General features: G+C 65.6%; 11 protein-coding genes. 6 read left to right on the top strand and 5 right to left on the bottom strand.

The window, feature by feature from the left end:
- Window position 1: 1 nt before the first annotated feature.
- Together PKE71_RS01635 and PKE71_RS01630 are read right to left on the bottom strand one after the other, a co-directional pair.
- Window positions 2-895: a hypothetical protein gene (locus PKE71_RS01635; RefSeq protein WP_271185212.1), complete on the bottom strand. Its 894-nt coding sequence runs from the start codon at window positions 893-895 to the stop codon at window positions 2-4.
- Window positions 896-965: 70 nt separating this feature from the next.
- Window positions 966-2,096: an energy transducer TonB gene (locus PKE71_RS01630; protein WP_271185211.1), complete on the bottom strand. Its 1,131-nt coding sequence runs from the start codon at window positions 2,094-2,096 to the stop codon at window positions 966-968.
- A gap of 204 nt (window positions 2,097-2,300) precedes the next feature.
- Between PKE71_RS01630 and PKE71_RS01625 the strand changes: the two genes are divergently transcribed.
- The 4 genes from PKE71_RS01625 to PKE71_RS01610 all read left to right on the top strand — a co-directional run bounded on the left by PKE71_RS01625 (window position 2,301) and on the right by PKE71_RS01610 (window position 8,384).
- Window positions 2,301-3,491: a YjgN family protein gene (locus PKE71_RS01625; protein ID WP_271185210.1), complete on the top strand. Its 1,191-nt coding sequence runs from the start codon at window positions 2,301-2,303 to the stop codon at window positions 3,489-3,491.
- Window positions 3,481-4,797, top strand: coding sequence for a M48 family metallopeptidase (locus PKE71_RS01620; RefSeq protein WP_271185209.1), 1,317 nt, complete (start codon window positions 3,481-3,483; stop codon window positions 4,795-4,797). The genes PKE71_RS01625 and PKE71_RS01620 overlap by 11 nt, the downstream gene beginning before the upstream one ends.
- Window positions 4,798-4,941: 144 nt before the next feature.
- Window positions 4,942-6,354, top strand: a complete 1,413-nt coding sequence (gene trmFO, locus PKE71_RS01615; RefSeq protein WP_373878779.1) for a methylenetetrahydrofolate--tRNA-(uracil(54)-C(5))-methyltransferase (FADH(2)-oxidizing) TrmFO — start codon at window positions 4,942-4,944, stop codon at window positions 6,352-6,354.
- 134 nt (window positions 6,355-6,488) lie between these two features.
- The gene (locus tag PKE71_RS01610; protein ID WP_271185207.1) at window positions 6,489-8,384 is read left to right on the top strand and encodes an alpha/beta hydrolase family protein; all 1,896 of its coding nucleotides are present in this window, start codon (window positions 6,489-6,491) and stop codon (window positions 8,382-8,384) included.
- A 19-nt stretch (window positions 8,385-8,403) separates the two neighbouring features.
- On the opposite strand, the gene PKE71_RS01605 is transcribed toward PKE71_RS01610, so the two are convergent.
- Both PKE71_RS01605 and PKE71_RS01600 read right to left on the bottom strand, forming a co-directional pair.
- Entirely contained in the window at window positions 8,404-9,099 is a 696-nt protein-coding gene (locus tag PKE71_RS01605) for an SDR family oxidoreductase (RefSeq protein ID WP_271185206.1), read from the bottom strand.
- A gap of 87 nt (window positions 9,100-9,186) precedes the next feature.
- Window positions 9,187-10,002: a squalene/phytoene synthase family protein gene (locus PKE71_RS01600; protein ID WP_271185205.1), complete on the bottom strand. Its 816-nt coding sequence runs from the start codon at window positions 10,000-10,002 to the stop codon at window positions 9,187-9,189.
- Window positions 10,003-10,109: 107 nt separating this feature from the next.
- Here PKE71_RS01600 and PKE71_RS01595 point away from each other — a divergent pair, with 107 nt between their 5' ends.
- Entirely contained in the window at window positions 10,110-10,712 is a 603-nt protein-coding gene (locus PKE71_RS01595) for a superoxide dismutase (protein WP_271185204.1), read from the top strand.
- 95 nt (window positions 10,713-10,807) lie between these two features.
- Complete coding sequence (locus PKE71_RS01590) at window positions 10,808-12,076, top strand: serine hydrolase domain-containing protein (protein ID WP_271185203.1); 1,269 nt, start codon at window positions 10,808-10,810, stop codon at window positions 12,074-12,076.
- A gap of 170 nt (window positions 12,077-12,246) precedes the next feature.
- On the opposite strand, the gene secF is transcribed toward PKE71_RS01590, so the two are convergent.
- Window positions 12,247-13,200 (bottom strand): protein translocase subunit SecF, encoded by a 954-nt coding sequence (gene secF / locus PKE71_RS01585; RefSeq protein ID WP_271185202.1) that lies wholly within the window; start codon window positions 13,198-13,200, stop codon window positions 12,247-12,249.
- Between the last annotated feature and the right edge of the window lie 11 nt (window positions 13,201-13,211).

Below are 13,211 nucleotides of genomic sequence, written 5' to 3'. Positions count from 1 at the left end.
CCTAAGCTGCCGGCGTGCGGGTGCGCTTCTGGTAGAGATAGGCGTAGAGCCCCGACATCACCGGGTAATTCACCGCCGCGAACAGGCCGAGCCAGAGCCCGTATTCGCGCGCCCGCGCTACACCGGGCGTGCCGGACAGGTCGGCCGAAATCAGTGCCGACACGTCGATCAGGCGATGACCCAGCACGGTGCTGAGGAGTTCGTAGAGCGCCAGTTCGCACAGGGTCAGCGGCAGGCCGGCCAGCACCAGGGCGGCCGCGATCCGCCAGCCATTGCCGTCGCTCAGCGGCCAGGCCTTCATCACCTGGATGCGCTTCGACGCGATCGTCGCCGGCAGGGCCAGCACCAGGCGTGCCGACAGCCAGGTTACGATGGCGAGACCGGCGAGGCCGGCCGCGACGACGACAACCCAGTCCGACGCGCCCATGTATTGCGTCGCACCCGCGACATCGAAGCCGGACGCTTCCGGGTCGATCCCGGCGCGCTCCAGCGCCCCCATGGTCACCGTCCCGAACAGCGTGCCCCAGAACAGGAAGACCAGCACGAAGACGATCACGATCAGGAGGCTGATCAGGATGTAGACCGCGAAGACCCGCAATTCCTCATGGCCCAGCTGCAGGCCCAGCCAGCCGGGCATCTCGCCGCGCACGGCCAGGCGCAGCGACGCCGCCGAGAGCGCCACGCTCGCCACGACGGTCGCCAGCGACAGCAGTGCCACGACCAGGTCCAGCGCCGACGGCTCGCTGCTGGCAGCCGTCATCGGCATCAGGGCGAGTTGCGCCGCATAGGCCGCCGTGTAGGGGATCGCCGCAATCAGGATCTTGCGCCAGTGCACCAGGAAGAAGGCATAGGCGGCAAACACGCTGCGCAGGACGGGGACGGCGGGTGGGGTCATGAGGCTCTCCGGACGTTCGCGCCAGAGATACAAGCCCCACCGCAAGGATCAAGCGCGGCAGGCGGTCGCGCTAGCGCGCTATGCGAAAGTCGAAGCGGGTTTCCACATTCTCGCGCGACACCGGTTCTCCATCGCGGGTCGCCGGCGCATAGCGCCAGTTGCGGACGGCCCGGATGGATGCCTGATCAAACACTCCCGGCGGAAAGGCGCCGATCACCTCGACATTGTCCGTCCGGCCTTCAGCCGTCACGTCAAAGCGCACATAGACCACCCCATCCAGATCCGACCACAAAGCGTCTTCCGGATAGCGCGGTTCGCGGCGAACCAGGGACTGGGCGTCGCAGCACGGTCGCTCCTCGGCTTCTGCCTGCTCAGCGACCGGCCGGACGTCCTCTGGCTCGCTGTAGCGCTCCGCGTGAAACCGGTTTGCCGCCAGCCGGTCATACAGGCGCGCGAAAGCCGCTTCAGTCTCCGCTTCGTCATCGTGATAAAGGTTCAGCCGGGCCGATGTCAGCGCAGCCTGCAGGGTTGCGGCATTGGAATGTCCGGGGGAAACATCGGACAGGACATCACGCGCCATGTGCAGGGAATAGGTCGCGAGCTCAAATTCCTGATCCAGCGTCTGGGAGACGCCGGCATAGAGCAAGGCAAGACCATAGCGTGTATCCGGCGCGTCCAGATGGCGCTCGAACAAGCCAATCGCCTGCAGGGCGGCGGCGCCGGAATCACTGATCCGGCCGCGCCCCATGGCCACCATAGATCGCGTCAGGAATGCATCGGCGGCAAAATCCGAGGCCTCGCTGTAATCCCCATCCAGCTCTTCCAGTGCCTGCACCGCATTGCGCGAGCAGGCATAGGCGTCATCATTGTCTGAATTTTGCAAGGCGATCGTGGCAGCATTGTGCCAGCGCCAGGCCCGGTCGACCGGATCGGCATTGCCTCGGTCGGACAGGCGCGCGGCGTCCCGCCAGGCATCCTGCGCCGTGTCGAACCGCTGGTTTGCCGTGGCCGCAAAGCCATAGTTTTCCGCCAGCGTGGCAAGTGTCAGCGTATCGATACGGGCAGCCTCGCCGGCTTCGTACGCACGCCGGGCTGCATCCAGAAGAGCTGCGGCATCACCCGCCTCAATGGCCGCCTGGTATTCCTGATAAGGTGCTGTGACGGAGGCCGGCAGTCCCTGCGCCGATGCTCCGTCCGTCATGGTCACGAGCCACGCGGCAACACAAAGCCTGACAATCCCGTTCAACATTCTGCCCCCCGATTGATGCCTCACGATCATGCGGTCTCGCCGCACGACGTCAAGTTGCTTTAACTCCGCTCTCCATTTTGACATTGACGCGTCATACCCGCCGGATAACCTCCTGCCGGGGACCGCGATTTTTCGATCGATCCAGGGGGAATATCCATGACAGACGAGCCCACGCCCGCCAGCGGCAGCAATGTGCCCGACGAGAACGGGCCCGCTGAACCGGCCACACCTGCCAGCGAACCGGCCGGCAACGGCGGCGAACGCCTGGTCTTTGCCCAGAGCGGCACGATCGGCGGCATCCTGCCGATTACCCTCCTGAACGCGCTCCTGAACATCGTCACCCTGACCCTGTGGCGCTTCTGGGGCCGCACACGGGTGCGGCGTTATCTCTGGTCGACCACCACGATCAACGGCGCGCCGATGGAATATACCGGCTCGGGCTGGGAGCTGTTCCGCTCCTTCATCGTGGTGATGCTGCTGGTCTTCCTGCCCATCTACGGCGTGTTCTTCGCGGCCCAGCTTCTGCTGCCGCCGGAAACCGTGATGCTGGTCTTCGGCCTCGCCTACATCCCCATCCTGATCTTCTTTTCCTGGCTGCTCGGCCTCGCTGTCTGGATCGCACGCCGCTACCGGCTGAGCCGCACCACCTGGCGCGGCATCCGCTTCGGCCAGGCCGGCTCGGCGAATACCTATGCCTGGGCCTCGGTGGGTTATGGCCTGCTGACCGGGATCACGCTGGGCTGGTACGCCCCGGCGGCCGAGATGCGTCTGACCCGCCGCCTGTGGCGCGAGACCTTCTACGGCGACCGCCGGTTCCGGATCCTGCAGGAAGACGAGGGTCTGGCCGGACCGCTCTACCCCGCCTTCGCGCTTGCCTGGATTGCCGGCGTCGTTGGCTATGTGGGTTTCATCTGGGCCTATATGTATCTGCTGTTCGGCGGCTTCGAGAATATCGGCGACACGCCGCCCATTCCCGATGCCATGATGATCGCCAAGATCTACGGCCTGGCACTGGTCTATGTCCTCTTTGTCGGCCTGGCGAGCCTGCCCTATGCCGCTGCGGTGATGCGGCGCAAGGCGCAAATCCTGGGTCTGGAAGGCCTGACCTTCCGCCTCGATGCCAGATCGCTCAGCCTGGGCTGGATCTATGTCACCAACTTCCTGATCATCGCTCTCACCCTGGGTTTCGGCCTGCCCGTCGCCCAGCTGCGCCTGTGGCGCTATATCTTCAAACGCCTGGAAGCCGAGGGCGAGATCGACATCGAGGCCGTGCGCCAGAATGCCGATCGCGGACCCAGGGCCGGCGAAGGACTGGCGGACGCATTCGATATCGGCAATGTCATCTAGTACCCACACAACCGCCCGCCCGGCCCTGGCCGGCACCTATGCCGACGGCGAGAGCGCCCGTCTTCACGCTGTAACGGTGACGCTCGATGCAGACACCCTCGCCCTCGACGGCGAGGGCATCGCCGTGCGCTGGCCGGTCCCGGAACTCCGTCGCCTGCCCGACCGGCCGGACGGCGCCGCCGTCATCAGCGAAAAGGGGTCCGATGCCCGGCTGTGGATCGCTCCGGGCGACCGGGATGTGCTGCGCACCTGGTTCCCGCGGCTCTTCGCGCCCGGCCGGACGCGGCGCGGCACGCTGATCCTGGGCGCGGCGCTCACCGGCATTGCCGTCGCCAGCCTGGCCTTCCTGTTTGTCGGCCTGCCGCTCCTGTCGCGCCCCCTCGCCCACGCCGTGCCGCTGGATGTGGAACGCCGCATGGGCGAGCAGACCAACCAGATGGTCACCTGGTTCACCGATGAGTGCGAAACCGGCGAGGAAGCCCGCGCCGCGCTCGACAGCCTGGGCTCCCGGCTCCATGCCGTCTCCGGCTCGCCCTTCGAATTTCGCCTGCGCATCGTCGATGCCGGCTTCCCCAACGCCTTTGCCCTGCCCGGCGGCCGCATCCTGGTGACCGACGAGCTGATCGACGAAATGGAAAGCCCCGACGAACTGGCCGGCGTGCTGGCTCACGAGGCGGCCCATGTCGCCCAACGCCATGTCATGGCGGCGCAATTGCGCGAGATGGGGTTCGGCGTGCTGCTGGAACTCCTGATCGGCGGCGGTTCGGGCGCCGGCCAGGAAATCGCCCGCACCGGCGCAACGCTGGAAAGCCTGCGCCATACCCGCGGCGCGGAAAGTGAAGCCGACGATTATGCGCTGCAATACCTCGTCGCCGCCGACATGAACCCGCACGGCCTCGCCGACTTCTTCGAGCGCATGCAGGCGGTGCTGGAAGGCCAGACCGAGACCGAGGCCGAGGGCGACGGCGCAGAGGCCGAAAGTGAGGACACGGGCGCCAGCACCGACATGCCGGCCGAGGACGCGTCAGAACCTTCTGCCGAAACAGACGACGGCCGTAGTGATCGCTGGCTGAGCAGCGTGCTGCGCACCCATCCCGACACCCGCGCCCGCGCCGAACGGGCCCGCGCCGCCGCCGGGCAGATCGGCTGGTCCGGCGAGCCGGCGCTCAACGAGACCGAATGGGCCGCCCTCCAGGCCGTCTGCTCCGACGGCCCCATCCCCGGCAACACCCCCTTGGAACGCGTCCGCAACCGGATCGGCGACGTGTTCAAGCCGGGCGAGAATGGCGAGTCCGCGGGGGAATGATGCAGCGGTTGCCGGGATGCCGGCAGCACCGGAAGTTCAAATGAAATCGTAGCCCCTCGCTTCTGACGAGTTAGGCGCGAGACGAGGGCGGCGTCAACCGCCCAGCTACCCCGCCCCATTGACTTCGTGCGGTGCGCGCTCGATATGCCGCGCATGACCGATCAAGCGATGAAACCCGTACACGTCGTCGGCGGCGGCATGGCCGGCTCCGAAGCCACCTGGCAGCTCGTCCGCCAGGGCGTCCCCGTCATCCTGCACGAGATGCGCGGCGTGAAGGAAACCGACGCCCACAAGACCGACGGGCTGGCCGAACTGGTCTGCTCCAACTCCTTCCGCTCGGACGATCACCGCACCAATGCGGTCGGTCTGCTGCACGAGGAGATGCGGCGTCTCGGCTCGATCATCATGGAAGAGGGCGACAATAACCGCCTGCCCGCCGGCGGCGCACTGGCGGTCGATCGCGACGCCTTCTCCCAGGCCGTCACGAAACGCCTGAGCGAGCATCCGCTGGTCACCATCGAACGCGGCGAGATCGAAGGCCTGCCGCCGGAAGACTGGGACAGTGTGATCATCGCCACCGGCCCCCTCACCTCGGACAGCCTGTCCAAGGCGATCCTGGAGGAGACCGGCGAAGGCGAGCTCGCCTTTTTCGACGCCATCGCGCCGGTGATCCACCGCGAAAGCATCAGCCTGGAGAAGGCCTGGTTCCAGTCGCGCTATGACAAGGGCGAGACGGAGGCGGAGAAGAAAGCCTATCTCAACTGCCCGATGGACAAGGAGCAGTACGAGGCCTTCATCGACGCGCTGCTGGCCGCGCCGAAGACCGAGTTCAAGGAATGGGAAGCCGACACGCCCTATTTCGACGGCTGCCTGCCGATCGAGGTGATGGCCGAACGCGGCCGCGAGACGCTACGCCACGGGCCGATGAAACCGGTCGGGCTGACCAATCCGCACAATCCCACCGTGAAACCCTGGGCCATCGTCCAGCTGCGCCAGGACAACGCACTGGGCACGCTGTTCAACATGGTCGGCTTCCAGACCAAGATGAAATACGGCGCCCAGACCGACATCTTCCGCATGATCCCCGGCCTGGAAGAGGCCCAGTTCGCGCGCCTCGGCGGTATCCACCGCAACACCTTCCTCAACTCGCCCAAACTGCTCGACAGCCAGCTGCGTCTCAAGTCGCAGCCGCGCCTGCGCTTCGCCGGCCAGCTGATCGGCGTGGAAGGGTATGTGGAGAGTGCCGCTATGGGGCTGCTGGCGGGGCGTTATGCTGCCGCTATGAGGCATGGACGTCAGCTCGATGCACCGCCTGCGACCACCGCGCTGGGCGCCCTCATCGCGCATGTGACCGGCGGTCATCTGGATGGCGGCAAGGGTTCGTTCCAGCCGATGAATGTCAATTTCGGCCTCTTCCCGCCCATCACCCAGCCGACCCACGATGCCGACGGAAACCGCATCAAGGGCAAGGCCAAGACCCCGGCCCGCAAGATGGCCCTCAGCGCCCGCGCCCTGGACGACCTGGCCGGCTGGATCCGCGACAGCGAAGCGGGCTGAGCCCGCCTCGGCGTCTTGTGCACAAAGCTACACATAAAGGTTGTATTGCCTGCCCCCCTGTCGTGAACTCCCGGCCGGGACAGAGGGGATTGCCGATGCGTTGCATGCGTCTTTTTTTGTGGATTGCCGTTTTGTTGGCCGCCAGCAGCAGCGGTGCTCTGGCACAACCGCTTGAAGCCTTTGTCCAGGAACCGCACATGCGCCTGGCCGAGCTTTCACCCGACGGACGCCATCTGGCCTTCACGACCGAGACGGACGGACGCCTGACCCTGGTTGTTCACGACCTGGTCGACCAGCAAGGCCAGTCGGTCGATGTGTCGGAGGTGCGGCCCATCGATCTTCGCTGGGCTGACGACCGCATGCTGCTGCTCATGGCGAGCGACGTCACTGCCTATCTCGGCCTGCGCGGGACGCTCGACTTCAGCGCCATCGTGGCCATCGACACCGAGGACGGCCTGTCGAGCCGGCAATTGCTGCGCAATGTCCGCCGGGCCGCGATCAATTTCAGCGGTGGCCGTGTTGTTGGCCTGGATGCCGATGAGGGCCGGGTCTTCGTGCCGCTGCTGGACCAGAATTTCGACATCAACCTCATGTCGGTGGACCCCCGGTCCGGCAGTTCCCGCATCGCCTTCCGCGGCAGCCGCTGGACGCGCGACTGGCAGGTGGGAGCGAATGGCGAAGTGCTGGCCCGTATCGACTACGCGAGCGAGGTCCAGCGCGAAACCATCCGCGTTCCCGACGGGTCTGGCTGGCGTATCATTTCCGAGCAGACCGGCGTCGAACGTCCGAGTGTCGGTCTGGCCGGAGAAATGCCGGACGGCCGCTTTGCCGTCACCACAACCTTCACCAACGGATCCGGGCGCCGCGGACTTTACGCCTTCTCTCTGGAAACCGGCGAGATAACCGGCGCGATCTTCGAGCACCCTGAATTCGACATCACCGGCGTGATCTCCGATCCCTACACGCAGCAGGTGCTCGGCGTGAGCTGGGATGAGGCCTTGCCGCGCGTCGAATGGTTCGATCCCCGGTTCGCGGAAATCCAGGCCATTCTGGACCAGGCCGCGGCCGGCCAGAACCCGGCGATCGTCAGCTGGTCGCGCGATCTCTCGCGTATCCTGTTTGTCACCCAGTCGGAAGCCCAGGCCCCGGTCTACTATCTCTTCGATACGGTAACGCCGGCCATCCACCCGCTCGCCGAGACCCACGCGGGCCTGCCGGCCGGCAGCCTGCGGCCGCGCCAGCACATCACCTATCCGGCGCGTGACGGAACCCGGATCGAGGCGTATCTGACCGTCCCCGAAGGCGAAGGTCCCTTCCCCACTGTCCTTCTGCCGCACGGCGGGCCGGCAACGCGCGACACGGGCGGATTTGATCCGCTCGCCCATTTCCTGGCATCACGCGGCTACGCCGTCATCCAGCCGAACTTCCGCGGCTCCGGCGGCTATGGCGATGCCTGGGAATTCGCGGGCCATGGCGAGTGGGGCACGGGCGTGATGCAGCACGACCTTTCCGACGCGGTGGCAGCCCTGACCACAGCCGGGATTGCCGACCCGGCGCGGGTCTGCATCGTGGGGGGCTCCTATGGCGGTTATGCCGCGCTGGCGGGTGCCGTCTTCACGCCAGACCTGTATCGCTGTGCCGTCGCCATTGCGGGCGTCAGCGATGTCGAGGAACTCATCGAACTCGTCGAGAACCGCTATGGCCGCCGCCACTGGCTCGGCGCCGCCTGGGCCGATCGCTTTACCGGCGAAGGCGACCAATCCCTCGCAGACGCCATGCGGGCCATCTCGCCCGCCAATTTCGCCGAAAATGCCCGGGCCCCCATCCTGCTGATCCATGGCCGGGACGACAGTGTCGTGCCCTTCTCGCAAAGCCAGATCATGCAGCGGGCCCTGCGCCGGGAGCACAAGGATGTGGAACTTGTGGCCGTCGACAACGGTGACCACTGGCTGACGAGCACACAGATGCGCCGGGAGGTCTATGGCGCCCTGGAGACCTTCCTCGCCGAGCATATCGGCGAGCAGCCGTAATCCCTCCGCCGGACCTGCCCTACCAGGGCAGGTCCTGGCCGGAGACGTGGAAAAAGCGGCCGGACATCGCCGGATTGCCATAGGCGCGGGCGATCAGGTCCAGCTGGCCTTCCACGCTTTCCTGCACCGTCAGCTGGCCGTTCGGACCGCCCATGTCGGTACGCACCCAGCCCGGGTGCAGGATCAGGACGACAATGCCCCGATCGGCGAGGTCCAGGCTCAGCGACTTACCGATGGCGTTCAGTGCCGCCTTGGACCCGCGATAGCCATAGCCACCACCGGAGCCGTTGTCGGCGATAGAGCCCATGCGCGAGGATTGCAGCGCGACGACCTTCATCTCCGAAGCGGCTACCTTGTCGGCAAACGCCTCGACGAGGGCCAGCGGTGCGATCGCATTGACCCGGAATTCCAGCGCCATGGCGTCACCGGCCGCGGCACCGAAGTTGCGCGTTTCCGGCGACATCATCCCGGCATTGGCGAAGAGGAGGTCAATCGGACCGTCGATCTCGGCGGCCAGCCGTTTCGGCGATTCGAAATCGGTCGCGTCATAAGCCACCACATCGAGCTTGCCCTCGCCCTGCGGCAGCGCCTTCAGCTCGCTGGCAGCATCCGGATCGCGCACTGCTGCCGTGACATGCCAGCCCCGCTCCAGCAATTGCCGGGCGTGCTCGAGGCCGAGACCGCGATTGGCACCGGTGATGAGGGCGTGAAACATGTCGTCTTCTCCGTTGTTCTCGATTCAGCGCGACCGTGATGGGCCATCCCGTGCGCCGCTTCAACTCTAGTGCTGCAGCCGGAAATGTCACCGTCCCGTCAGGGACAGCCAGGTCAGGCGCAATTGCCGCGGCAGAAGCGGCCGCTCCGGCGCGATCAGGTAGGGATTATCCGGCAAGGTATCCAGATATCCCCGCGCAAGGACCGCATAACCGGTGGCCGGCAGCGCCGCTGCGGGCAAGGCTCCGGCGGCCTTGAGATCGGCCAGCGCCTGTTCTGCAGCGCGGCGCACCGGGATCACGGCACGCCTCACCTTCTCCTCGCCCAGGCCCTGCGCCAGCATGGCCGGCGTCGCGCCCGCGTCCGACAAATCGTCACCGCCCACAGGTGCGCGTCCGATCTTCGCGCGTACCGGGAAGGCCCGCAGCAGCCCGGTGAGCCCCCAGGCCCGTCCCGCAGCCTGCAGGGTTTCGGGCGCCAGCTCCGCCTCGCACAGGCGCAGAGCGAGGCCCATCAGCCGGCCGGCGGTCGCGTCGACATAGTCCAGAAGCGCATCCAGCGACTCATAGGGTCGCGCAGAGATATCGTCGAGACGTGCATCGATCAGCCCCTGCATGTCCTTGAGGGAAATCATGCCGGTCAGCTCGGCCAGCCCCTCGGTGACGGCGTGGCGGCGCACCCGGGGCGGATCGGCATACAGGTCGGCGACGGCGTCGTGCCACCAGGTCAGCTTCATCTCGCCGATCATGCCTTCCGAGGTCGCTTCGGCAACCCGCCCGATCTCCTGATTGAAGGCGTAAAGGGCGAAAAGACGGGCGCGCGCCTCTGCCGGTGCGAACAGCGCCGCAAGACGCCGGTCCGGGTCCGAAGCCTGCAGCATTTTGTCGAAATCAGTGTCCTGCATGCGACTTACCGGTAGACAGAGCCGCCGGCCACACCATATGTCCGGTCATAGAAAGACGGCCGAAAAGGCCACATAGTGTCCCACCACTGGTCCAACGAGAGGTTCTCATGGCTTTCACCCTGCCCGATCTGCCCTACGCAAAAGATGCGCTGGCTCCCCATATCTCGTCTGAGACGCTGGATTTCCACCATGGCAAACACCACAACGCCTATGTGAACAACCTGAACGGCCTCGTCGAGGGGACCGACATGGCCTCGAAGTCGCTCGAGGACATCATCCAGGACACGGCCGGCAAGGCCGACAAGGCGGGGATTTTCAACAATGCCGCCCAGATCTGGAATCATACCTTCTACTGGCAGTCCATGCGACCCAATGGCGGCGGCGCACCGACGGGCAAGCTGGCCGAGATGATCGATCGCGATTTCGGCTCCTTCGACGCCTTCAAGGATGCCTTCGCCAAGGCCGGCGCGACGCAGTTTGGCTCCGGCTGGGCCTGGCTGGTGCTGGCTGACGGCAAGCTGGATGTGCGCAAGACGCTGAACGCGGAAACCCCGCTCACCGAGGCCGGCGTGACGCCGCTGCTGACGATGGATGTGTGGGAGCACGCCTATTATCTGGACTACCAGAACCGCCGTCCGGACTACATCTCCACCTTCCTCGATCACCTTGTGAACTGGGAATTCGCGGCCGAGAACCTCGCCGCCGCCTGATCCGCCATTTCCAGGCGAATTCGGGGTCGCCAACCCGGCGGCCCCGCCCTAACCTTCCCCCCGGTCGATAATCATCATCCCGAGGGGGAGTTTTAATGGCGTTCCGCATCGCTACCGCCGCGCTGGCCCTTGCCGCCTGCGGCTTTACCGCCCATGCCCAATCAATCGAAGCGGTCCCCGATCCGCGGGCGCTCGGCTTCGATCCTGCCGCCTTCGAAGCGCTGGATGCACGGCTCGATGCCCTCGCTGCAGAACAGGCCCGCCCGGGCTATGCCGCGATCATCGCGCGCGGCGACCGCGTCGCCCATATCAGCGAGGCCGGCTTCATCAATATCGAGACCGGTGCGCCCTTCACCGTCGACAGCCCGGTCCGCATCGCTTCGATGAGCAAGCCGGTGACGGCTGTAGCGACGATGATGCTGGTCGAGGATGGCCTGGTGGGGCTGGATGATCCGGTCAGCGATTACATCCCCGCCTTCGCCGATGTCGAGGTCGCCGTCAGCCTGATGGCAGACGAGACAGGCGAGATCCAGACACGTCCGCCGGAGACCGTGATGACGGTCCGTCACCTTCTCACGCACACATCGGGCCTGGGCTATATCTTCGAGAACCAGACCGATCTGGGCCGTCTCTATATCGAGAATTCGCTCTATTCCGGCGAGGGCAATCTGGAAGCCCGCATGGAACAGCTGGCCGCCCTGCCGCTCTACAACGATCCCGGCGATACCTGGCAGTATTCCTACGCCAATGACGTGCTGGGCCGCGTAGTCGAAGTCGCCTCGGGCATGCCGCTCGAAGACTTCATGGAGACCGAGATTTTCGAACCGCTGGGCATGCATGCGACCGGCTTCTTCTTCGACGACGTCAATTTTGACGAAGCCGACATGTCTCCGCTCTATGTCCATGCCGAAGACGGCAGCCTGGTCGAGTATGCCGAGGCCTTTATGCCTGACTGGGCATCCGGTGGCGGCGGCCTGGTCTCGACGGCCAGCGACTATATCCGCTTTGCGATGATGCTCGCCAATGACGGTGCCCTGGGCGATGTGCGGATCCTGGAGCCGGAAACGCTGGCTCTCATGGCGAGCCCGCAAGTCACGGCCGAACAGCTGGGCGAGAGCTGGCAGGGCCGCAGCTACGGCTTTGGTGTCGATGTGGTCCTGCCGCCGGCCGAAGGCGCGGATCCGGCGGGCGTCCCCGGCGATTTCAGCTGGGGCGGGATGTTCGATACCGACTTCTTCATCAGCCCGGCCACCGATGTCAGCGCCGTGATCATGACGCAGATCCAGCCCGGACCGAACCGGGCCGAACCGCGCACCAGCGCCGTCTTCCGCCCGATGGTCTATGCGAGCTTCGCCTTCGACTGACAAAGTGCAGAACCGGGCGACGGAGATAGCCGACGGCGGCGTTGAACAGGCGAGACGGACGCCCCTCCCTGTTCCCCTGTCCGTCTCGCTCACATGTCCCCCCTGACATGTCACAGGGCCCGCCGGTGGCGGGCCCTGTTTGTGTCCGGGTGCTGTGAAAGACGACCGCTCTACTGGTCGGAGTTCTCGCCGCTGTCGCGTTGTACCTGCGTGAAGAGCAGGAGCGGCGATGCCACGAAGATCGAGGAATAGGTACCGATCACGATGCCCCAGATCATCGCGAAGGCGAAGCCTTCCAGCGACGCCCCGCCGATCAGGTAGAGCGAGATCAGCGCGACCAGCGTGGTCGCCGAGGTCAGGATGGTGCGCGACAGCGTGTCGTTGATCGACAGGTTGAGCACTTCCGGAAGCGGCATCTTCTTGTACTTGCGAAGATTTTCCCGGATCCGGTCATACACGACCACGGTGTCGTTCATCGAATAGCCGACAATGGTCAGGATCGCCGCCACGGTCGCAAGGTCGAAGGTCATCTGGGTGACCGAGAACATGCCGACCGTCGCGATCACGTCGTGGATCAGGGCGACGATGGCCCCGACAGAATACTGCCATTCGAAGCGGAACCAGATGTAGATCAGCATCAGGAAGAGCGCGACGCCGATCGCGGTGAAACCGGTCACCACCAGCTCGCCGGACACGGCACCGCCGATAACGGTCGTGCCGCGCAGCTGGGCGTCGGGGAAGTTCTCCGCAATGGCGGCTTCCAGTGTCTCGCGAGCGGCCTGGTTGGCGCGTTCCGCTTCCGCCCCCTCGCCCGGCTGCAGCGGCAGGGCAATCAGGATCGTGTGGCGAGCCTCCAGCGAATTGCCGGCCTCCTGGATACGCGGTTCACCGAGCTCCAGCGCAGACACAACAGTCCGCACGTCCTCGATCGAGGTTTCCGGCGCCGTTTCCACCTCGGTCTGGATACCGCCGCGGAAGTCGATGCCGAAATTGATGCCGACATTGGCGAACTCGAACAGCGAGAACAGCAGCACCAGCGCCGACAGGCCGAGCGCGAAGAAGCGGATGCGGATGAAGGGGACATTGCCGGTGACCGGCAGGTATTTGACGAGAGCAAGCGACATCTCAGCCTCCC

The sequence above is a fragment of the Maricaulis virginensis genome (assembly GCF_027922185.1).
Taxonomy (GTDB): Bacteria; Pseudomonadota; Alphaproteobacteria; order Caulobacterales; family Maricaulaceae; genus Maricaulis; species Maricaulis virginensis.
Note: the sequence above shows the minus strand (reverse complement) of the source record. Positions and strands in the feature narration are given on the sequence as shown.